General features: G+C 57.2%; 20 protein-coding genes. 12 read left to right on the top strand and 8 right to left on the bottom strand.

The annotated features are described in order from the left end of the window. Positions 1-15 precede the first annotated feature (15 nt). Positions 16-891, top strand: a complete 876-nt coding sequence (locus ACZ1G7_RS05175; RefSeq protein WP_472662771.1) for a hypothetical protein — start codon at positions 16-18, stop codon at positions 889-891. A gap of 546 nt (positions 892-1,437) precedes the next feature. Then, positions 1,438-2,178, top strand: coding sequence for a YebC/PmpR family DNA-binding transcriptional regulator (locus ACZ1G7_RS05170; protein WP_472662770.1), 741 nt, complete (start codon positions 1,438-1,440; stop codon positions 2,176-2,178). 95 nt (positions 2,179-2,273) lie between these two features. Here the strand turns inward: ACZ1G7_RS05170 and ACZ1G7_RS05165 are convergent, their stop codons facing one another. The 4 genes from ACZ1G7_RS05165 to ACZ1G7_RS05150 form a co-directional block, all read right to left on the bottom strand. Further along, the gene (locus ACZ1G7_RS05165; protein ID WP_472662769.1) at positions 2,274-3,062 is read right to left on the bottom strand and encodes an FAD binding domain-containing protein; all 789 of its coding nucleotides are present in this window, start codon (positions 3,060-3,062) and stop codon (positions 2,274-2,276) included. Positions 3,063-3,111: 49 nt separating this feature from the next. Next, a complete protein-coding gene (locus tag ACZ1G7_RS05160) occupies positions 3,112-5,478 on the bottom strand; it encodes a xanthine dehydrogenase family protein molybdopterin-binding subunit (protein WP_472662768.1) in 2,367 nt (788 codons plus the stop codon). A 14-nt stretch (positions 5,479-5,492) separates the two neighbouring features. Then, on the bottom strand, positions 5,493-5,975 hold the full coding sequence (locus ACZ1G7_RS05155; protein WP_472662767.1) for a (2Fe-2S)-binding protein: 483 nt from the start codon (positions 5,973-5,975) through the stop codon (positions 5,493-5,495). Between the two features lie 213 nt (positions 5,976-6,188). Next, positions 6,189-7,145 carry a GAF domain-containing protein gene (locus ACZ1G7_RS05150; RefSeq protein ID WP_472663669.1) on the bottom strand — a complete coding sequence of 319 codons (957 nt, stop codon included), beginning with the start codon at positions 7,143-7,145 and terminating at the stop codon, positions 6,189-6,191. A 325-nt stretch (positions 7,146-7,470) separates the two neighbouring features. Here ACZ1G7_RS05150 and ACZ1G7_RS05145 point away from each other — a divergent pair, with 325 nt between their 5' ends. The 8 genes from ACZ1G7_RS05145 (at position 7,471) to ACZ1G7_RS05110 (ending at position 15,825) form a co-directional block, all read left to right on the top strand. After that, entirely contained in the window at positions 7,471-8,763 is a 1,293-nt protein-coding gene (locus ACZ1G7_RS05145) for an ABC transporter substrate-binding protein (RefSeq protein ID WP_472662766.1), read from the top strand. A gap of 175 nt (positions 8,764-8,938) precedes the next feature. Continuing rightward, on the top strand, positions 8,939-9,877 hold the full coding sequence (locus tag ACZ1G7_RS05140) for a carbohydrate ABC transporter permease (protein WP_472662765.1): 939 nt from the start codon (positions 8,939-8,941) through the stop codon (positions 9,875-9,877). An 11-nt stretch (positions 9,878-9,888) separates the two neighbouring features. Next, a complete protein-coding gene (locus tag ACZ1G7_RS05135) occupies positions 9,889-10,725 on the top strand; it encodes a carbohydrate ABC transporter permease (RefSeq protein ID WP_472662764.1) in 837 nt (278 codons plus the stop codon). Continuing rightward, a complete protein-coding gene (locus ACZ1G7_RS05130) occupies positions 10,725-11,483 on the top strand; it encodes an SDR family oxidoreductase (RefSeq protein ID WP_472662763.1) in 759 nt (252 codons plus the stop codon). The genes ACZ1G7_RS05135 and ACZ1G7_RS05130 overlap by 1 nt, the downstream gene beginning before the upstream one ends. Before the next feature lie 4 nt (positions 11,484-11,487). After that, a complete protein-coding gene (locus ACZ1G7_RS05125) occupies positions 11,488-12,381 on the top strand; it encodes a cupin domain-containing protein (RefSeq protein ID WP_472662762.1) in 894 nt (297 codons plus the stop codon). Then, positions 12,378-13,799: a mannitol dehydrogenase family protein gene (locus tag ACZ1G7_RS05120; RefSeq protein WP_472662761.1), complete on the top strand. Its 1,422-nt coding sequence runs from the start codon at positions 12,378-12,380 to the stop codon at positions 13,797-13,799. Before ACZ1G7_RS05125 ends, ACZ1G7_RS05120 begins: the two co-directional genes overlap by 4 nt. Beyond that, positions 13,787-14,821: an ABC transporter ATP-binding protein gene (locus tag ACZ1G7_RS05115; RefSeq protein WP_472662760.1), complete on the top strand. Its 1,035-nt coding sequence runs from the start codon at positions 13,787-13,789 to the stop codon at positions 14,819-14,821. Before ACZ1G7_RS05120 ends, ACZ1G7_RS05115 begins: the two co-directional genes overlap by 13 nt. Positions 14,822-14,907: 86 nt before the next feature. Next, entirely contained in the window at positions 14,908-15,825 is a 918-nt protein-coding gene (locus tag ACZ1G7_RS05110) for a sugar kinase (RefSeq protein ID WP_472662759.1), read from the top strand. Positions 15,826-15,840: 15 nt separating this feature from the next. Here the strand turns inward: ACZ1G7_RS05110 and ACZ1G7_RS05105 are convergent, their stop codons facing one another. Continuing rightward, positions 15,841-16,458 (bottom strand): LuxR C-terminal-related transcriptional regulator, encoded by a 618-nt coding sequence (locus ACZ1G7_RS05105; RefSeq protein WP_472662758.1) that lies wholly within the window; start codon positions 16,456-16,458, stop codon positions 15,841-15,843. Positions 16,459-16,568: 110 nt separating this feature from the next. On the opposite strand from ACZ1G7_RS05105, the gene ACZ1G7_RS05100 reads away from it, so the two are divergent. After that, complete coding sequence (locus tag ACZ1G7_RS05100) at positions 16,569-17,105, top strand: putative pterin-binding protein (RefSeq protein WP_472662757.1); 537 nt, start codon at positions 16,569-16,571, stop codon at positions 17,103-17,105. A 43-nt stretch (positions 17,106-17,148) separates the two neighbouring features. Beyond that, entirely contained in the window at positions 17,149-19,686 is a 2,538-nt protein-coding gene (locus ACZ1G7_RS05095; RefSeq protein ID WP_472662756.1) for a hybrid sensor histidine kinase/response regulator, read from the top strand. Here the strand turns inward: ACZ1G7_RS05095 and ACZ1G7_RS05090 are convergent. The 3 genes from ACZ1G7_RS05090 to ACZ1G7_RS05080 are packed head-to-tail and all read right to left on the bottom strand — an operon-like array spanning position 19,683 to position 22,137. Beyond that, positions 19,683-20,696 (bottom strand): 5-oxoprolinase subunit C family protein, encoded by a 1,014-nt coding sequence (locus ACZ1G7_RS05090; RefSeq protein ID WP_472662755.1) that lies wholly within the window; start codon positions 20,694-20,696, stop codon positions 19,683-19,685. The two genes, ACZ1G7_RS05095 and ACZ1G7_RS05090, sit on opposite strands and share 4 nt — an antisense overlap. After that, positions 20,693-21,370, bottom strand: a complete 678-nt coding sequence (locus ACZ1G7_RS05085; protein ID WP_472662754.1) for a 5-oxoprolinase subunit B family protein — start codon at positions 21,368-21,370, stop codon at positions 20,693-20,695. The genes ACZ1G7_RS05090 and ACZ1G7_RS05085 overlap by 4 nt, the downstream gene beginning before the upstream one ends. Next, positions 21,370-22,137, bottom strand: a complete 768-nt coding sequence (locus ACZ1G7_RS05080; protein WP_472662753.1) for a LamB/YcsF family protein — start codon at positions 22,135-22,137, stop codon at positions 21,370-21,372. Before ACZ1G7_RS05080 ends, ACZ1G7_RS05085 begins: the two co-directional genes overlap by 1 nt. Positions 22,138-22,268 lie beyond the last annotated feature (131 nt).

Genomic DNA, 22,268 nt, shown 5'->3' with positions numbered 1-22,268 from the left:
CTAGAGGTCATCACTTTGTCTCGTCTAACTTACATAGCTGCGACGCTGTCTTTTGTAATTTTGCCCTCGGTTGCATCGGCTGGATTGGGCGCGGAATTTGTCAGAGCGATAACCCTTACTGCAATCCGAGAATTACTGGTTTGGTGCACATATGCAGTCTTGCTCGGCTTGACCGCCTGGTGGTTGTGGCGTGGAAAGCGGGCCAGATCACTCTTCTTAGGCGTGATTATCGTTGCCGTTGGTTGGATTTATCCGGCGCTCGACCGCATGTCATATGTTGAAGAGCGAGCTGATTTGCATGCAGCATTTGTCAAAGCAGACGAAATCGATATTCGCGGGAAAAGTGTCATGATTATTAAGCGCGGAGCGTGCAGTGACCTGTGCCGGGCGCTGATCAATCATGGCGTTCAATCTGACTTGTACAGGGCGAACCTCACGGCTGAGAATAAAGCTGAATTTATCAACACTGGCCAACTTCCGGATTCCACGTATGTGGAGCGCATGAAGGTACCAAATGACGCCTACCCGACTGGCGAGCATATTCCGGTAAGGGAATTACCTCGTATTGAATATATAATGCTGCTGGACTTCTATGCAGGTCTTGGAGACGCCTTCAGCGATAGGTATCCACCCAAAGTAAAGCCTGAGAATGTAGGGGTATCGGTGCTGTTTGCGCCGGTAGATGGGCTCGAGAGTATTAGCTTCAACACTCTCGAGCCTGACGTTCTCTTGTACTACCATCGGCGCTCATCTCACAAAATCCCTCTGCATCCTTTCAGCCGGTTTCACAGTAGCTTACCAAGTTATCGTGAACGCGATAGGTATTTGGCCGATCTGATATGCCCACGACGCGGTATGCGTCTCTTTCGTGGATGTACCGAACCGAGGTGAGCACCTTCGCGACGTTTAAGATCGGACGACGAGCGGGTCAGAAAGTTGCTGGGCTCACTATGCCATCAACATAAAAAGTTCAGCGATCTGCCCAGTTCGGACATTGGAATTCGTAGTTTGGAAGTCTGCTTCGTCCCGCATAGTGTCCATCAGCGACAATACACTGGAAGTATGATTTAGCTCAGAAACGTGTGACGTTTGGGTTAGTATTGCGTAACGCAGCTTGTTGATCTGACCCAACGACCATCGTTTCGAGACAACCAAAGTGATGTCCTGCAACTCAAACTGCAACCGTCGCGAAATACCGTGAAAAACCAGCGTAGATGTGACCGCAGGGTGTTTCTCTGCTCGACGCAGTCAACATCTAGCGCAGTTTTCTGCGGTTTCTGATGGGTTAATAAGCGGTTAAAAAAATCTGAGATGGTTTTTTAAATCAGTACTTTACGGGATTCCCCGCATGCGGGGTAACGTTGAATGCTGATATTGCCCATTCTTCGAAGCTTGGATAAAGAAAAGGCTGATAACAAAGAAGAAATGGAGAGACCCATGGCTGGCCACTCAAAATGGGCAAATATTCAGCACCGCAAAGGGCGCCAGGATAAGCTGCGCTCGAAGCTGTTTTCCAAGCTCGCCAAGGAAATCACCGTCGCCGCCAAAATGGGCGACCCGGACCCCGACAAAAACCCGCGCCTGCGCCTCGCCGTGAAGGAAGCCAAAAGCCAATCCGTGCCCAAGGACGTGATCGACCGCGCGATCAAGAAGTCCCAGGGCGGCGACGCCGAGAATTACGACGAGATCCGCTACGAAGGCTACGGCCCCGGCGGCGTCGCCGTGATCGTCGAGGCGATGACCGACAACAAGAACCGCACCGCCTCCACCGTCAGGTCCACGTTTTCAAAGAATGGCGGCAATCTGGGCGAGACCGGCTCCGTCGGCTTCATGTTCGACCGCAAGGGTCAGGTTCTCTATCCCGCCGACGCCGGCGACGCCGACACTGTGATGATGGCCGCCATCGAAGCTGGCGCGGAGGATTGCGAAAGCTCGGAAGACGGCCACGCCATCATCTGCGCCGACACCGACCTGAACGCCGTGTCGACTGCACTTGAGGCAGAGCTGGGCGAAAGCGAGTCCACCAAGCTGATCTGGCAACCGACTACTACGACCGAGCTGGACCTTGAGGGGATGCAAAAGCTGATGCGGCTGGTCGACGCGCTGGAAGATGACGACGACATCCAGAACGTCACGGCCAATTTCGAGGCGTCCGACGAGGTGATGGCGCAGCTCTAGCGTTCCGCTCCCCTAAATTGCAGGCCCGGCCGCCTGGACAAACAAAGACGCCGCCCCCTGACAGGGAGCGGCGTCTTTTCGTTCAAGTCGAGGGCTTAGCGCGCAGCTGCAACAGCGCGCTTGGTCAACACGCCCACCAGATGGGCGCGATACTCCGCCGTGCCGTGCAGGTCGTTGATCATATCGCTCGCATCCGGCGACATGCCAGCAACCGCGTCGGCACTGAAGTTTGCAGACAAAGCGGCCTCCGCCTCCGACCAGCGGAACACGCCGCCATTCGATGCGCCGGTGACAGCCACGCGAACCCCATCAGCGTATTTGGCGACGAACACCCCGACCAAAGCAAAGCGGGATGCCGGTTGGGCAAATTTTTGGTAGCTGGCTTTTTCCGGGATGGGGAAGCTGACGGAAGTGATGATTTCGCCGTCATTCAACGCCGTGTCGAACATGCCGGTTGAAAAGTCATCGGCGGCAATGTCGCGCGTGTCAGTCGTGATTGTTGCGCCCGACCCAAGGGCGCCGGCGGGATAGCACGCAGCAGGGTCGTTATTGGCCAAGCTGCCGCCAACAGTGCCTCGGCTGCGTACGGCTGGATCGCCAATGAGCCCGGCGAGCGCTGCTAGGGCGGGGAACTGGCCCGCCGCGTCGGCAGCCACTTGCGCGTGGGTTGTCGCCCCGCCAATGACAAGCGCGCCGCCTTTTTCGCACACACCCACCATCTCGGCCACGCCTGAAAGGCTGACCAGACTGTCGGGTGCGGCCAGCCGCTGTTTCATGGCGGGCATCAGGGTTTGTCCGCCGCCCAGGGCTTGCGCGCCCTCCGCCTTCATGGCGGCGACGGCATCGGCCAAGCTATCTGGTATTACAAAATCAAAGTTATGCATGATCTTCTCCTATTGGTTGTGGGGGCGGGCCGTTACAGCCCGCCACAGATCACTTGTTCATGGCCGCCCAAACGCGCGACGGCGACACGGGCATATCCAGATGCGCCACGTCATGGCCTGCGCGGTTCAGCGCGTCGACCACCGCGTTGACCACCGTGGGTGGGGAGCCGATGGCGCCAGCTTCCCCGCAGCCTTTGACGCCGAGCGGGTTATGCGTGCAGCGCGTCATATGCGAATGGTCGACGACCAGATTGGGCAGATCGTCGGCACGCGGCATAGCGTAGTCCATCAGGCTGCCGGACAAGAGCTGGCCGCTTTCGTCATAGACTGCGTTTTCCAGCAAGGCCTGCCCGATCCCTTGCGCGAGCCCTCCTTGGACTTGGCCCGTAACAATCATCGGGTTCACGACGGTGCCGAAATCATCGACAGCCACCATTGAGCAGATATCGACTTTACCGGTTTCGGGATCGACCTCCACCTCGCAGGCGTAAGCGCCGGACGGGTAGGTGAAGTTGGCCGGGTCGTAGAACGCGGTTTCCTCCAACCCTGGCTCGATCTCTTCGAGCGGGAAGTCATGCGGGATGTAGGCTTTCAGCGCTACGTCTCCGAAACCCACGGTTTTGTTTGATCCGCGCACCGAGAAAACGCCGTCCTCAAAATCAACCTGCTCCGCATCGCTTTCCATCATATGGGCGGCAATCAGCGTGGCTTTTTTGATGATCTTTTCTGTCGCGCGGTAGACGGCCGAACCACAAACGGCCAGCGAACGTGAGCCGTAGGTTCCCATACCAAATGGGATCTTTGACGTATCGCCATGCACGATCTCGACCGATTCTGGGTCCACGCCCAGCATGTCAGCGACCACTTGCGGGAACGCGGTCTCGTGACCTTGCCCGTGACTATGCGCCCCGACCATAACCGAGATATTACCGGTGGCGTTCACCCGCACTGTGGCTGCGTCATAGAGACCGACGCGGCTGCCCAACACACCCACGAGGTTCGACGGCGCGATGCCGCAGGCCTCGATATAGGAGTTAATACCGAGCCCCCGCAACATGCCGCGGCTTTCGCTATCCGCGCGGCGCGCCTCAAACCCTTTGATGTCGGCGAGCCCTTCGAGCCCGTCCATCAAAGCGTCGTAATTGCCGCTGTCATATTCAAGACCGGCGGCCGAGGCGAACGGGTACTGATCAGGTTTGACGAAGTTCATGCGACGGATGGCGATTGGGTCCATCCCCAGTTCCCGCGCGCATTTGTCGATGACGCGTTCGAGGGAGTAAGTGGCCTCCGGCCGCCCCGCGCCGCGATACGCATCAACGGGCGCGGTGTTGGTGAAGACCGCCTTTACGTTCACATAGACGTTGGGCACGGTGTAGTTGCCCGCCATCAAAGTGCCATGCAGGAAGGTCGGCGTCGCGGTCGAAAAATTCGACAGGTAGGCGCCGACATTGGCGTAGGTTTCCGTGCGGAAGGCAATGAACGCGCCGTCTTTTTCAGTGGCCAATTCGATCTTGGTGACGTGGTCGCGGCCATGCGCGTCTGTCAGGAACGCCTCGGACCGGCTGGCGGTCCATTTGACGGGGCGGCCCAGTTTCTTGGCGGCGGAAAGCACCAAAGCTTCCTCGCCATAGTGGTAGATTTTGGAGCCGAACCCGCCGCCGACATCGGGGGCATGCACCGTCAGCTTGTTTTCAGGAATGCCCAGCACAAAGGCGGAGATCAAAAGCCGCGTGAGATGCGGGTTTTGCGACGTTGTGGTCAGGCGGTAGTCGCCGGTGCCAGGGTCAAATTCGCCAATAGAACAGCGCGGTTCAAGTGCATTGGGCACAAGCCGGTTATTCACAAGCTCCAGCGTTGTCACATGTGGGGCGGCCTTTATCGCGGCATCAGTCGCTTCCCGGTTGTCTTCGATCCAACCCCAGTCAAAGCAAAGGTTGTCCGTAAGCTCGTCATGCACTCGGGTGCCTGCATCTGCGACGGCAGCTTTCATATCGATGACAGCGTCATGTTCTTCGATATCGATTTCAATCGCTTCAGCCGCGTCCATCGCTTGTTCTTGCGTCTCAGCCACCACGGCGGCGTAGGCATCGCCCACATGGCGCACCTTGCCATGAGCAAGTACCGGGCGCTTGGGCTCCTTCATTGGGGTGCCGTCGCGGTTGTTGATCAGCCAGCCTGCAGGGTTGCCGCCGACCTCGACGAAATCCTCACCAGTGAACACGGCCAACACGCCGGGCATGCCCTCGGCCGCCGATGTGTCGATGCTTTTGATCGTGCCGTTTGCCACCTGACTGCGCGCGAAGACGGCGTAGCTGGTGTGGGTCGGATTGAAATCATCGGTGTACTTACCGCGTCCGGTCAAGAACCGGACATCCTCGCGGCGCTTCGTTGCAGCGCCAATTCCTCCGTCTGCCATGTCTCAAGCCTCCCTTATTCTGCGGCCACGGCAACGGATTGTCCGCTGGCGGCCATGATTGCGTTGACGATGCCCTGATATCCAGTGCAGCGGCAGATATTGCCTTCCAGATAGTCGCGTATTTCCGCCTCAGTTGGGGTCGGATTTTCTTTTAGAAGGGCGGCTGCGCTCATGATCATGCCCGGCGTGCAAAACCCACATTGTAGCCCGTGATGGTCTTGGAAGGCCTGCTGCAACACGGTGAGCGACCCATCGGACAGTGCCTGGCCTTCAATCGTGTCGACCTGCGCGCCTGCTGCTTCAACGGCGAACATTGTGCAAGACTTTACGGGTTTCCCGTTCACATGGACAACACAGGCGCCGCATTGGCTGGTATCGCAGCCGACATGGGTTCCGGTCAGGTTCAGCGTCTCCCGCAAGGCGGCGGACAGCAAAGTCCGGTTTTCGACCTCTGTGGACATCTCGCGCCCGTTGATGGTCATGGTTACATTTGGCATTTTTGGCCTCCCTGGCTTCGGCTGGGTCTATGTCTGCACAACTAAGAGCGCCACGTTGGGCGCGGTGCGTCAGTCTAGAATGTTTGTGTCGTTGAATGTGTCATGTGCTCTCCCAATCACATGGGGGAAGGTGATCAGCGTGCGCAGAAGCTGTGAAGGGGAGGGGAGCAGTCGGTCGCGGCAGCTGTCTCAGATCTGAGACAGATGTGCGCGCTATTCGCTCAGCCCGAGCTGGCGCATGCGCCGATAGAGTGTTGCGCGGGATATTCCAAGGCTGCGCGCCGCCTGCGACACGTTCTGATCCGCGCGCACCAAAGCCCGCACGACAGCCGCGCGTTCCGCCTTTTGAAAGCCGGACGGCCCGTCTTCGCGGCCGAACAAATCGCTGGCCGGGACGGGCGCAACTGCGCCCTCTAGGGACAAGCCAAATGCCCGTCGCGCGCCGCGTGTGGCGCCGACCACAATGTCGTCACCGTCGATCGCCAACAACATCATGCTGCCGGTGTCATCCCGATCTGCCACCACGATGCGGTCCTTATGGAACGTGTCGCGGAAATTATCTGCTTCGATCTTGCGCGCGGTTTGCAGCACCATCTCAGAGATCAAGCCGTTGATCGCCTCGGTCTGATCTGCGCGCGCCGAGGACACGTCAAGTGCCGCTACGACCTGTCCATCTGCGCCGTAGATCGGCGCATCAATGCAGCTCATCTCGGTATTGCGAGCCATGAAGTGTTCTGCGCGATGAATTATGACGGGGCGGTTTTCAACCAGACATGTGCCGATACCGTTGGTACCCTCAGCGGCTTCTGACCAATCAGCACCAAGACCGAGGCCCCAGCCGTAAAACGCATCACGATCCGCGTCAGAGAAGCGATGATCAAGCACAACCCCATCGCTATCGGTCAGAACAATGCCGCAGCCGGAATTTCCGACCAGCTCGAACAATCTGTCGAGCATTGGTGCGGCGACACGCGTCACCCGCCCAAGCCGGTCCTTGCGCTCTGCGATTTCACTGGCGGTGTGGTAATCTTGAATTTGCTGCGTCGCCGGATCGAGCCCATGACTGACCATAGAGCGCCGCCACGACGCCGCAATCCGCGACCGTGCGGCTGCATCGCCAGAGTTCACCGTGGCGATAATTTTATCAATATGCGCTCCCGTGGATGAGATCGCGTATCCTCCCTTGCGGTCCTGCCGCTACTTAACAAAGTCTAGCGCAGAGACCATGTTTGGCCAAACCTAAATTGGTACATTTCCGGACAAACGATTCTTAAAGGGCCTGCTTTTTAGGCGTTTCCTGTTGTGAAAAACGATCAGTTTTCCATCGAGATAGCGCAACTCTTACACAATTTTAGACGATTTTCTGCAGTTGCGCGCTAATCTATGTTGATTTTGTATAGGCCTTTGCTCAAATTCTATTAGCGATGTGGGTGTTCGATCCGTCACCTTTGGGGCAGGTTTAAAAACCGAAACTGTGATTTCTGGGAGGAACAACATGAAATCTCTACGCAATACGGCTCTTGGCCTGTCTCTTGGTATTGCCAGCGTTTCTGCTGCAATGGCCGACGGTCACGCGAAAGAGCTGACAATCGCGATCGTGAACAACGGTCACATGATCAACATGCAAAAAGTTGCTGAAGCTTACACCGAAGAAACTGGTGTAAAGCTGAACTGGGTGTCGCTTGAAGAAGGCGTTCTGCGCGAGCAGGTCACATCCGACACAGCAACTGGTGGCGGTCAGTACGACATCATCAACATCGGCATGCAGGAAGCTCCGATCTGGGGTGCTGCAGGCTGGATCGAGCCACTTGAGTTCGGTGCTGAGTATGACGTCGACGACATGCTGCCTGCAATGCGCAACGGTCTGTCCCACGAAGGTACGCTCTATGCGGCGCCTTTCTACGGCGAATCCTCGATGGTCATGTACCGCAAGGACCTGATGGACGCTGCTGGCGTTTCCATCGCTGACAACGACAGCTGGGACAACATTAAAGCGGCTGCCGCTGCTGTACACGACCCAGACAACGGCGTTTATGGCGCCTGCTTGCGCGGTAAGCCAGGCTGGGGCGACAACATGGCGTTCATCACTACTATGGTGAACTCTTTCGGTGGTGCTTGGTTCGACGCGGACTACAAACCTGCTTTGGACAGCGACGAGTGGAAAGCTGCAATCAACTTCTACGTTGATTTGCTGGGCAACTACGGCCCTCCCGGCTCGGAAGGTAACTCTTTCAACGAGATCCTCGCGCTTTACAACGAAGGCAAGTGCGGCATGTGGATCGATGCCACAATCGCAGCGTCCTTCCTGGAAGTCGACGGTGTTGCATACGCTCAGTCGCCAAACGCTGGTAACCCAGTGGGCGCGAACTGGCTGTGGGCTTGGGCTATGGCTGTACCAGCTGGCACCGAGAACACTGCTGAAGCAAAAGCCTTCATCGAGTGGGCCACATCCAAAGAGTACATCAAGGCGGTCGCAGACCACCCTGAGTTCGGTTGGGGCTCCGTGCCAACAGGCACACGTGCATCCACCTACGCGTACCCTGAGTTCCAGGCCGCTGCACCATTCGCCGCTGCTGAAATGGCAGCCATTGAATCCGCAGCACCTGAAGCAACTGACATCAAGCCTTACGTAGGCGTTCAGTTCGCAGCGATCCCTGAATTCCCAGAAGTGGGTTCGGCCGTTGCGCAGGAAATGGCAGCAGCTCTGTCCGGTGCGAAATCGGTTGATGACGCCTTGGCAGCAGCACAAGCCGCCGCCGTCTCGATCATGGATGAGGCTGGCTACTAAGCCACCTAGTATCTAACTAAAATGGGTCCGGCGCTACGGCGCCGGGCCTGTCCAAATCCAGTTTTTTCCGATTAGATGGCCGGGCCGTTTGCGCCTAGCGCCGCCGCCTGACAATCGACCCGCGCCTCACATACTGCAATTGGCACAATGTCCGCTTTGTAAGGGATCTCTAGCTATGTCCGACAGAACGATACCTCGCCTGCTACAGACGCCAGCTGTGATCTTGCTGCTGATCTGGATGTTGGTGCCGCTCAGCATGACGCTGTACTTCTCCTTCATCCGCTACGTTCTGAACAGCCTGCGTCGCCCTGAATGGACCACCCCGTCGCTGAGCAACTGGCGCGGCTTCGGCAATTACGAATACGTGCTGAACGCCAAAGACTTCTGGTTCGCGATCCAGAATTCGGTTTTCATCGTGAGCTTCATTCTCATTCTGACGGTCGTGTTGGGCCTTGGCATTGCGGTGCTGGTAAACCGGTCGTTCCCCGGGCGCGGTATCGTGCGGGTGCTGCTGATCTCACCCTTCTTCGTGATGCCTGCCGTGAACGCGGTGCTTTGGATCAACATGATCCTTGACCCGGTTCTGGGCCTGCAGGGCATCGCTGTCGGAGGGCTGAACAACCTGGTAGCCGGCCTGCAGGACTTCCCGGTCTTGGGTAGCTTTTTCTCCCTTTGGCCCGAAATTCAGCCAATTTCGTTCCGGGCGACGCAGACCTCTGCCTATGCTGTGATCATGATGGTGACGTGGCAATGGACGCCTTTCGCTGTGCTGATTTTCATGACCTCGCTGCAATCCGAGGACGAATCACAAAAGGAAGCGGCGACGCTTGATGGGGCGGGACCGTGGTCGCAATTCATCAACCTGACGGTGCCGCACTTGGCGCGACCCATTGCGATTGTGGTGATGATCCAATCGATTTTCCACCTGTCGCTTTATGCTGAGATCGAGATCGTCAGCCGCGGCAACGGCAACAAAAACCTGCCTTATCTGATCGGGGAATTCGCCTCGAACAACATTGGTGCTGCAAGCGCTACGGGCATTTTCGCGGTCATTCTGGCCAACATCATTGCAATCTTCTTGCTGCGCATGGTCGGCAAGAGCTTGATGGACTGAGGGGCAAGACAATGGCAGCTGTGACCGAACGCTCGAAACTTGGAAATGTCTTGTGGCCCGTCGTGGCCTGGGGCGTGGCGCTTCTTTTCTTCTTTCCGATCTTTTGGTTGGTCTTCACCAGCTTCAAGACCGACGCCGATGCGGTGAAGCCCGAATTCCTGTTCTCCTTCACACCGACGTTGGAGAATTACACGAACATGACGCAGAACTACGACTATTGGCGCTTTGCCATGAACTCCGTCATTACGTCGACATTCGCCACTCTGTTTGCGCTGGTTGTGGGCGTGCCCTGCGCCTATGCCATGGCGTTCAATCCGTCACGAGGCACCAAAGATATTCTGATGTGGATGCTGTCCACAAAGATGTTGCCAGCGGCGGCGGTGCTTTACCCTATGACGTTTCTGACGAAGAACTTCCTTGGCATTTTCGACACGCATTTCTTGGTCATTTTGGTTTTGTGCCTGATCAACCTGCCGATCGTGATCTGGATGCTGTTCACCTATTTCAAAGAAATCCCGAAAGAGATCATCGAAGCTTCCAAGATGGACGGCGTCACGACCTGGGGTGAGATCAAGGACATCTTGATCCCGCTGGCCTGGGGCGGCGTCGCCTCGACCGCATTGTTGTGCTTCATCTTCTGCTGGAATGAGGCCTATTGGACCGTTCGACTGACCACGATTGACGCGGCGACCCTGTCGAAACTGATTGAAGGCAACCGGGCACCAGAGGGGCTGTTCTTTGGCCGCCTGTCCGCCGTATCGACCGCGGCAGTCGCACCTATCGTGATCCTCGGCTGGTTCTGCCAAAAGCAACTGGTTCAAGGCCTGACCTTTGGAGCAGTGAAGTGATGTTGAATGCTGCCCCCACGGATCTGACAGGCAAGGTGGCGCTTGTCACCGGCGCTTGCGGTGGGATCGGCGCAAGCGCGGTAGAGCACTTCGCGGCGCAGGGCGCCACGGTCTATGCGACTGATATCGCGGATAGCTTTGTCGGCCCTGCAACCTATGCCAAATTCAACCTGTTGGACGATGAAGGGTTGGAAGCCTGCCTGAATTGGATCGCCGAGATCAAACCCGACATCCTGTTCAACAATGCCGCGATCTTTGACATGGGGTCGGTGCTGGATGCAGATTTAGCGCAGTATGATCGTTTGTTCGGGGTGAATGTCCGTGCCTTTTACGCGGTGATGCAGGCTACCTCCAAATCGATGGTGGCTGAAGCTCGGTCTGGCGCAATCATCAATCTGGCGTCGCAAGCCGGGCACCGGGGTGAAGCGCTGGTGGCGCATTACTGTGCCACTAAAGCCGCCGTCATCAGTTACACGCAGTCGGCCGCTCTGGCGCTTGCACCGCATAACATCCGGGTCAACGCGATCAGTCCCGGTGTCATCGACACGCCAATGTGGAAAGAAGTCGATGCGTTGTTTGCCAAGTTCGAAGACAAGGCGCCTGGCCAGAAAAAGCGCGAGGTTGGCGAGGCCGTTCCGCTTGGCTATATGGGCGCGCCGTCGGATGTTGCGCGCGCGGCGGTTTTCTTGGCCAGCGACCAGTCGGCTTACATGACTGCCCAGACCATCGGTGTCGATGGCGGCAATGTGTTGAGGTAGCGCAATGTCGATTATTGAACCAGAAATCGAAATGGTGGACCGCTCGACCCGGTCTATTCGGTACCTTGAACATGGCTGGCCGACCGAGCTGTGCCGATGGCACGCGCATGAGGAATACGAGCTTCACCTTATTGTCGCCACCCGCGGCAAGGCTTTCGTCGGCGACTATATTGGCGAATTCAAGCCCGGCGATCTGTTCATGACCGGCCCCAATCTGCCGCATAACTGGACGACCGATGAGGTCTGGAAAACGCCTGTTGAGACGCGCGACATGCTGGTCCAATTCAGCCATGACAGCGTAGAGAAACTGGCCGCAGGCTTTCCTGAATTTGCGCAAGTCCTGAGCATGTTGCGGCTGGCCCAATCGGGTATTCAGTTTGAAGGGTTCAACCCGACATTCGCACGCGGCCATTTTGAAGCGATCCGCGATAACAAAGGCGCGGAGCGCATTCTGTCGTTCGTCCGTTTCCTTGTGCGGCTCAATGAGCATGCGGAAAAACGGACGCTTTCAGCCGCAAAGCTGGTACAGCCCGAGGGCGGTTCCAAACACGCGCGGATCGGTGCTGTGGTCGACTATGTGGTTAAGAATTTCCACGAAGAGATCTCGGTGTCTCAAGCCGCTGAGATGGCGGGCATGACGCAGGCGACGTTCAGCCGCAATTTCCAAACGGCGGCAGGGCATAAATTCGTTGAATTTCTGAACAGGGTCCGCATCGGGCAGGCTTGCAGCATGCTTTATGCGAGTGACGATCAGATCACGACAATCTGCCATCAAGCGGGGTTTCAGAACCTTGCGAATTTCAACCGACATTTTTTGAAAGTGAAGGGCATGACGCCGACTGAATACCGCAAGACGGCACGCAAAGACCTGATCCCGGCGGAGGAAAGCACGTCATGAACCGTCCCGTTCACCCAGCTGTTTGGGCCAGTAGCTATGCACGCAAAGACTGCGATATAGGTGTCGTGCATCTTGGCTTCGGTGCGTTTCACCGTGCGCATCAGGCGGTGTATCTCGACGATTACATGGAACGTTCGGGCGACTTGCGCTGGGGCATCGCGGCCGTAAACTTACGGGGCGCTGAGGCGGCTCATTTCGCCCAGGCCGAGGCTGAGACACAGCGCCATGATGGGTATTTTCTGAAATCCGTCTCCGCAGCGGAAGATGTCGACCTGCGCCGCGTGCGCAGCCATGTACATTTCGCGGATTGGAGCCAAGACAGTGATGTGGCGGAGGATCTGCTGGCGCGTGACAGCGTGTCGCTTGTCACTATCACCGTTACCGAGAGCGGCTATTACACCGACCCGCAAGGCATGCTTGATCTGAGCAATGTTTTGATCAAATCGGAGCTTGAAGGCGGGCTACAGCAAAGCATCTACGCCTATTTGCGGGCGGGCCTTTCGCGCCGTAGCGCTGCTGGCGGCGCACAGCTGACAATCGCCTGCTGCGACAACATCCGTCAAAACGGCAAAATGCTGCATCGCAACCTGACGCGGTATCTAGAGACCTCGGGTGATACAAAATTGTTGAATTGGGTCACTGAAAACGTCGCATTTCCATGCTCGATGGTGGATCGGATCACACCGCGTAGCCCGGCATCGCTGGCCTCCGAGCTAAGCGCCTTGATTGGCAGCGAAGTTGCCGCGCCGGTGATGGCCGAAGATTTCGTGCAATGGGTATTGGAAGATCGCGCCGCCGGACCGATGCCCGACTTGGCGCAGGCGGGCGTGACGGTGACCGGCGATGTTGACCCGTATGAGGAAACCAAAATCCGGGTGTTGAACGGTGGGCACACAGCTCTGTGTTATATGGCTGCGCTCGAAGGAGTTGAGACATTTGACGCCGCAATGCGGGTGCCGCATCTACATGCCCATTTCCGTGCCTTTGAGGAAGAAGAGGTGCTGCCTGCGATCACGCTCGCGCTACCCTTTTCCAAGGAAGATTACCTCGACAGCATCGACCGGCGCTTTGGTAACCGCGCGATTGGTGACACCGTTGCGCGCATTTGCGCGGATGGTATGGCCAAATTCCCGATCTTCATTCGGCCGACCATTGAAGGCTGTCTGGCGCAAGGCATCATGCCACGCCACACGATCCGCTCGATTGCCAGCTGGTACGTCTTTGCGCGCCATGTCGCGGCGGGCAAGATCACGTTTGACTATGTTGAACCCAGTTGGGACGCGCTCAGCGCCATGCTGGGCCACGACACGTTCCTGACCTCACCCGTTCTTTGGGGCGAGGTGCCCGAAACCTATCCCGACTTCGCCCCCGCGCTACGTCGCGAAATAGCAGAAATGGAAGCAAAATGGCCGGTTTGACACTGCGCGGCGTGCGCAAAAGCTACGGTGACGTGCAAGTGATGCACGGCGTCGATCTCGATATCGAAGACGGTGAATTCGTGGTGTTTGTCGGCCCGTCGGGTTGCGGAAAATCCACCCTTTTGCGCATGATTGCGGGGCTGGAGGAAATATCTGACGGCTCTGTCGCGATTGGTGATCGGGAGGTCAACGAAGTCGCAGCCGCCAAGCGGGGCGTAGCGATGGTGTTTCAAACCTACGCGTTGTACCCGCATATGACCGTGTTCAAGAACATGGCCTTCGGGTTGAAACAGGCCAAAACTGACCCAGCCGAGATTGATAAACGCGTCCGCGCTGCGGCGGATATCCTGCAGATCACTGACTACCTGGACCGTGCGCCGCGCAACCTATCGGGCGGGCAACGCCAAAGGGTCGCTATTGGCCGCGCGATTGTCCGCGACCCGGAAGTGTTCTTGTTCGACGAGCCGCTGTCAAACCTTGATGCGGCGCTGCGGGTCCAGACCCGGCTTGAGATCGCGCGGCTGCATGAGCGGCTGCAAACGACGATGATCTACGTCACCCATGACCAGGTTGAGGCAATGACGCTGGCCGATAAGATCGTGGTGCTGCGCGACGGACGGATCGAACAGGTTGGCTCGCCCATTGAGCTTTATAACAGGCCAGCGAATGCGTTTGTCGCGCAATTTATTGGCAGCCCGAAAATGAACTTTTTCGAAGCGCATGATCTGACGGAAGGTGCCCATGCCGTGCTTGGCAGAACGCTTGGCGCGCAGGAGCAGATCGGGCTTCGCCCAGAGCATCTGGTGCCCACAACAGGGCAGGATGCCGTCGTTGAAGGCAAGCTGGAGCTGGTCGAGAACCTTGGCGAATATGCCTTGGTGCACCTGATCAGCAAGAACGGTGTCGAGTTCATCGCCAAAACTGAAAAGCCGCCCTCAACATCAAAGGGCGAGACGATTGGCTTCAGCATTCTGCCAGAGCTTGCCCACTACTTCCAAAAGGACACCGGGCTACGGGCCTAGACACCGCCATGCCATGTGCTTGCTAAGCCGCGCTATATCTTTCAAAGATGCGCGCGACAGTAATTTTGGCAAAGCACGTGGCACCTATGACCCCCACACCCGATATTTTGGCGCTGGGCGAAGCGCTTATGGAATTCGTTCAAATTGACCATGACGCGGATGGCCGTCCGCTATACCGGCAAGGGTTTGGGGGCGATACGTCCAATGCGATCATTGCCGCGGCACGGCAGGGGGCCAGTTGCGGATATCTCAGCGCAGTTGGTGGGGATCCGTTCGGCGAAGCGTTGATGGCGCTCTGGGCGCGCGAGCAGGTTTCTGCGCACGCTATTCGGGTCAAACCGCAAGACCCAACGGGCGCATATTTTGTGATCCCGGACCCGGCAGGGCGTAAGTTTTCCTATGCACGGCGCGGATCTGCGGCGAGCCTTTACGGACCAGATGATCTGGATGAAGCGGCTATTGCCGATGCCAAGATTTTGCATGTCTCAGCATTGAGCCAAGCGATTAGCGCGCCGATGCGCGCTGCGGTGACGCGTGCCGCCGAAATTGCACGCGCGAATGGAACGCTCGTCTCATACGATACCAATCTGCGGTTAAACCTATGGACGTTGGAGGAGGCGCGCACGACGATTGAAGCGTTCCTGCCGCTTGCTGATATCGTGCTGCCTAGCGATGACGAGGCGGAAACGTTGACGGGGCAGTCGGATGAGGCAGCAATTCTGGAGTATTTCGGTGCACATGACCCCAAGGTTTTGATCCTGAAGCGCGGATCAAAAGGCCCGCTGTTGCGCGTCGACGGCGTTATGCAAGCTTTTGAGGTGCCTGTCGTTGAAGCAGTCGATTCAACTGGCGCCGGCGACAGTTTCGCAGGCGGGTTCCTGGCGTATTTCTTGGAAACGGGCGATGCGGCAGAAGCAACGAAGCGCGCGATGCGGGTGGCAGCGGGCACGGTCAGCGGCTACGGCGCAGTTGACCCGATCCCCTATCGCAACGCGATTATCTAAGGGACGGATCACAGATCAAAAAACCTGCTGCTCCTTTGCCATAAGGGCGGCTTGCGTGCGGTTCGATACGCCAAGTTTTGCAAACAGGTTTTTGACATGCAGTTTCACTGTGACTTCGGCAATGTCGAGCTTGCGTGCGATTTGTTTGTTGGACAGGCCCGCGCAGAGCTGTTCCAATGTTTCCAATTCGCGTCGGGACAGCGCTGCGAAAACCCCTTTGGCAGGTGTGGCGGGGCTGGGTTCGCGAAATTCAAACGGAAAGTACCGCTCGCCGGACAGAACAAATGTGATGGCATTGACCAGGCTCCCGGCATTCAACGATTTCGGTAAAAAACCGTCGGCGCCCAGTCCCATGGCACCAGTTGCAATGTCTTTGTTGGCAACGCCTGACATCAGCGCGAGCTTTGTAGTCGGGTAGGCCAGTTTTGCGCGCGACAACCCGTCGAGCCCATTCATCCCCGGCATATTGTAGTCGAGAATAATCATGTCGATATGGGCGTCCCCTGCCATCACCTCCATTGCCGCGTCGAAATCGGGGGCGGTGAATGTTTTGAACGAGCCTTCGCTCTCCAAATAGGCGGCAATCGTGTCGCGAACCAGATCGTGATCATCGGCTATCAAGATGTTCGTCATGTCTCAACTTTTCGTGTCCAGCAGCAGACTTAGGTCATTGGTCTGGAAAAAATATGAAAACCTATACCTAAGTATAGATCACTATTCCAATGACTTAAACGGAACTTGAAATGCAACGCTATAGAAAGCAAGCACTTGCATTTGTTGAGGCGACGAACATGAAGGCCAAAGCCCACTCACGGACCGTGGTTGCCCTCGTTGCTGGACTGTTTTTGCAAAATGCGCCTGTGCACGCGCAGGACGGGGTTGGGTTGCAGATCGCTGCATCGACCTCGGAGCGAGTCGAGTGGACGCTGGGAGAGCTCGACGCGCTGGACCAGGTCACCTTCGCCACATCCACAATCTGGACAGATGGCGAGGTGACCTTTTCCGGCGTCGCACTAAAGACCCTTTTGCAAGAATTCGGTGTTCCAGGTTCTGCGGTGACATTGATCGCCTTGAACGATTATTCTGTGACAATTCCGGTCGATGAATTGGAAGATGAGGCACCGATTATCGCGACGCGTATGAATGGCGCCCGCATGTCTGTGCGCGACAAAGGACCCTTCTGGGTGGTTTTCCCTTACGATTCCGATCCCGCCTACCGGACCGAGCTGGTCTATTCGCGCAGTATTTGGCAACTCAACCGCGTAAAAATTCTCGATTGAGCAGCAGCCGCGGTTTAGGGTCGCCTGAGCTGGGAGACCCTCGTTGAAGCCAACACAATCCGTATTCAGAGCCGCCATTCTGGCCAGCATCTTTGTGTTGGTGCTTGCGCTTGTCGCAATGGTGACGTCGTTGGTCGGCCAATTGCGTGGCCTGTCGACGGCCAACACGGACAACATGCAATGGAGTATCTCTCAGGTCGATACAGAGATCGCCAACCTTTCGGCGATCCTGTCGCAAAAACTGCTCAAGGTGGATGGCTTTAGCACCGAAAAAGTGAAATTGCGCGCCGACATCACAATGAGCCGGTTGAACATATTGAATGCCGGCCGCGTTGGTCGCGTATTCGAAGGCAACGCGGAAGCGCAGGCATTGCGCGCCCCGATCCGCCAGTTTTACGAAGATGCCGTTGCCATTTTGGATCGATCAGAGGTCTTAAATGACACGGATCTGCGTGAGCTTTTGGCACTTACAGAAGAGATCCGCCCGAGCATTCGCCGCATGGCCGTTTTGGGCGTCGAAATCAGCGGAACGAACACGCAATTGCGACGCCAAGAGTTTTTTGTCCAATTGGCGCGCACAGGCTGGCTGGCGGTGGGGTTGCTGGTGTTCATGGGCGGCCTGTTGCTGTTGCTGGACCGGCTGTATTTGCGCGCCGTTGACCGCGATCAAAAGCTTCTGGCGTCATCGCGCGAGTTAGCATCGACGATCTCGGCCTCGCTCGATGCGATTGTGACTGCTGATGACCAAGGCCGCATTGTTGGGTTCAATGAGGCTGCAGAACAGGTCTTTGGATGGCGCGCGCACGAGATTGTTGGCAAGCCCATGGAAGGAACGATTATCCCCGCCCGGATGCGCGACGCCCATAGCGCCGGGATGATCCGGTTTCGTGACACGGGGCAGCGTAAAATGGTCGATAGCGGCCGGGTTGAACTTCCAGCACAGCGCAAGAATGGCGAAGAATTCCCAGTTGAGCTGAACATTACCTCGGTCGAACAGGACGGTGGTATGCGGTTCATTGCCTATCTTCGCGATATCAGCGCGCGCAAGATCGCCGAACAAGACCTGATCGACGCGCGCGACCGTGCCGAACGCACCGACAAGGCAAAGTCGCAATTCTTAGCCGTTATGAGCCATGAAATGCGGACCCCGCTCAACGGGATATTGGGCGTTCTTGATTTGCTTAAGACGACCCGTTTGACCCAAAAACAGGCGCGGTATGCACAGATTGCAACAGCGTCGAGCGAAATTCTTTTGGAGCAGATCAACGAGGCGCTCGATATCACCCGCATTGAAACCGGCAGCTTGCTTTTGTCACCGCAAGAATTCGACCTTGCGGCGCTCTGCCGTCAGATCGTCGACGTATTGGAACCGCTTGCCATCGAAAAGGGGCTAAGCTTGATGCTGCGGCTCGATCCGGCGGCGGAGGGGGTGTTCTGGGGGGACAGCGGGCGCATCCGGCAAATCCTGACAAACCTTATCGGCAACGCAATCAAATTTACCGATACGGGCGACATAGTGGTCAGTGTCTCCGCTATAAACGGACCAGACGAAACGCAACTGAGCTTCGCCGTGCGTGACAATGGACGCGGCGTAGCGCCCGAACACCAAGAACAGATTTTTGAGGATTTCGTAGCGATCTCGGATGGCGAAGGACGTCAAAGCCGGGGCGACGGTCTGGGCTTGGCCATCTCACGCCGCATCGCGCGTCAAATGGGCGGAGAACTCAAAATCAAAAGCGATCTCGGCCAAGGCGCCACATTCACGTTCAGCCTGCCGGTGAACCGCGTGGCCCAAAGCGAAGTACTCCCTTCCAAAGAGCAGACTGCCGTGGCCGCAACAAAATCTGAGGCCGGGCTGAACGTCTTGATTGTCGAAGACAACAGCATCAACCGCCGCGTTCTGAAAGATATGCTGGTCGGACTTGGCCATAAACCGTGTGAGGCCGTCAACGGAGCCGAAGGTGTTTCTAAGGCGAATATGCGCAGTTTCGATGTGATCTTCATGGATATTTCGATGCCCGAAATGGACGGTATCGAAGCAACGCAACGCCTGCGCGTGGGCGAGGGCCCCAACAAAAACACACGGATCATCGGGCTGACCGCACATGGTCGCGAAGAATATCGCGCCAAGGCCGAGGCGGCGGGCATGGACAGCTTTCACACCAAACCGATCCGGTTGGAGCTGTTGCGCCGCGTGCTGCGCGATGCTGATCCGGTGCAGGTTTCCTCGCCCGATCAAACTGCGATTGATGAACTTGTTCAGGCTTTGGGCGTGGTTCGTGTGGCCGACACGGGTCGCCAGTTTTTCGATGAATTACAGGCGCTGTGCCACGATACCGAGAACGGCGATTTGACGCGTGATCGTGCAGGTCTGGTCGATGCGGCCCATAGGGTGAAGGGCGCCGCGCAATTGCTGGGGTTTGATGCACTGGTTCAGCTATTGCAGGGCCTTGAAGATGGCGCCGCAAACGCGGATGAGGCCGATTTGAAAGCACTTATCACGCAATTGTCCGCGCGTGCTAACACGGAACGCGGCGCATTTGAGAACCGATTGGAAACGTTGCAATCAAAAGATGCCTAGGGGAGGTCGGCAGCCACAACGCCGCCGACCAAATTTTCACGCATGAGTTTTTCTAAAAGCGTCGCGCGCGGTTGCGCAAGCTGCTCGAAATATGTGTTCCGCTCGCGCGCCTCTATTCGCGCTACCTGAACGGCTTCGGCAGGCGTGATCGCTTGAAACCTGACGCTGTCGCCTGCGCGCATTTGGACCAAACGGTCTTGATCCTCCGCGATCACAGTCGCAATTTTAGGATACCCGCCGGTTGTGCCGTGATCGGCCAAAAGCACCGTCGCGACCCCGTCGCCCGAAACCTGAACCGAGCCGCGCAAGATAGGCTCAGACGGAATCGATAAGGCGCCGATGGGTGTCAAAGCCGGACCTTTCAACCGCATTCCCATACGGTCATAGGCGTCGCTGATTGTGAAGCTTTGGTTGAGAAGCGCATGAAGCGCCGCTGTATCGAAATGATGGTCCTGCGGGCCGATGGTGACGCGAATGGCCTTCGATGATTTGGCGATTGAGGGCAGGGGGACCGGGCCCTCACGCGCAGGTTCCACTCTGGCGTCCGCGACAGCTAGCACTTGCCCCGCAACCAACGCGCCGCCGCCAAAGTTGGTCATTGAGGCTGTGGCCGCGGACCCCAGCCAGGTGTCCGATTTCAGCGTGCCTGCGACTGCGACATAGCACCAGCTTCCTGCTGTGCCGCCGCGAATGGTCAGTGATTGGCCCGCTGTCAAACTGACGACGTGCCAGCCGGACAAACTTTGTTCTTTTGTTTTGAGCGCGAAATCACCACCACAAACGGCCAAAGTCACGTCGCCTTGAACGCATTCCAACACCAGTCCACCAAGCGAAACCTCAAGGCAGCTTTGTCCCAAATCTTTTGCGAGCGCAGCATTTGCGGCGGCAAATCCAAGGCGGTCCATCGGACCAGCAGCAGAGACCCCGAAACGCAACGCACCTAACCGGCCTTGATCCTGAATTGAAACCAGAGGCCCCGCATGGATGACGCGCAGTTGAGCAGTGGTCATGCGATAGCGCTTTCGTAGTCGCTTCGTGATATGCGGCGAAACTGTACGGTGTCGCCAACGTCAAACAGGAAAGGGCGCTCAGGTTCGCCAGTCATGATCTGGGTCGGGCTGCGACCAATGATCGACCAGCCCGTCGGCATTTTCACCGTTGTGACAATGCATTGCGGTCCCGCGATCATTACGCTGCCGGCCGGAATGCCGCGCTCGGGCGCAGTTTTTCGGGGCACTTGGATTGTCGTTGGAACCCCTGCCAAATATGCGAATCCGGGCGCAAAGCCGTACATCCCGACGCGGTACGACCCGCTGACGTGGGCGTTGATGACCGCCTCTGCCGTCAGCCCAGTGGCAGAGGCCACAGACGCGAGGTCAGGCGTCAAACCGTCTTCATAGCAGACGTCGACAGTGTGGATGTTTGCTTGGGCATCGGAGGCTTCATCCAATGGGAAGAGCTGCTTGATCGCTGCGATGATGGCTTGGTGATCAATCACAATCGGATCAAAGACCACCAAAAGGTTCACGAGCGCGGGGGTCAATTCAAGAACGCCCGGGATACCGGCGGCCAATATCGCCTTGTCCAGCAAAACAACCTGCTTTGAAACCGGTTCGCTTATCTCCGTCGCAAGCTCAACCAGCACTGCGTGACCCGCCACTGGTTTGAATATTGGCGTATTCATCAAGACGGAAGAAATGCCGCTATGTCGGTGCCTTCGGTTGTCAATCGCGCCCGGATTTCCCGCGCCATAGACACCGCAGCGGGCCCGTCGCCATGCACGCAAATAGAGGCCGCTTCAAGCGCGATGGGGGTGCCATCGACCACTGGCATCAAGCCGGTTTCAAGATAACCCAGCAATCGATCTGCGGCCTCGTTGGCGTCATGTATCATCGCGCCCTCTTGGCCGCGTGGCACCAATTGGCCGTTGGACAGATATCCGCGGTCGGCAAAAATCTCTGAGAAAACAGGAAGGCCACTTGCGCGTGCGGATTGTTCTAACTGCATGCCCGAAATCGCCAAAATGGCCATATCAGGATCAAGTTTTTGCGTCGCCGCGACCACAGCGTCCGCCACCTGCCTGTCAGCAGCGCAAAGATTGCCGAGCGCGCCGTGGGGCTTCACATAGGCGACTTTCATCCCTTCGAGCTTGGCCAAGGCTTGCAGCGCACCGATCTGCGCGGCGACCATATGACCGACCTCGACGGGGGGCATGGCTATGATGCGGCGTCCGAACCCTTCCTTGTCGTTATAGCCCGGATGTGCGCCGACTGTTACGCCGTTTTGCTTGGCGAGCCGCAAGGTTTTGATCATGGTTTCGGGATCGCTGGCATGGCCACCACAGGCAACATTGGCCGAGGTCACAATCGACAGCATTGTGGCGTCGTCGCCCATGTTCCAAGGCCCGAAGCTTTCGCCAAGGTCCGAATTTAGGTCAATGCTGCGGCCCATCACGTTCTCCGTCGGTTTTGCGCAGGATACCTGCTTTGGCGGCCGTGGCCAGCCGCGTTTTGTTCATGCCGCGCCCGCAATAACCAATACCTCGCTCAAGTGACCTAGCGGTATCTGGTGAGGCTTCATGG

The organism is Litoreibacter sp. JB4-2 (assembly GCF_055693445.1).
This window is presented reverse-complemented; position numbering and strand designations above follow the sequence as displayed.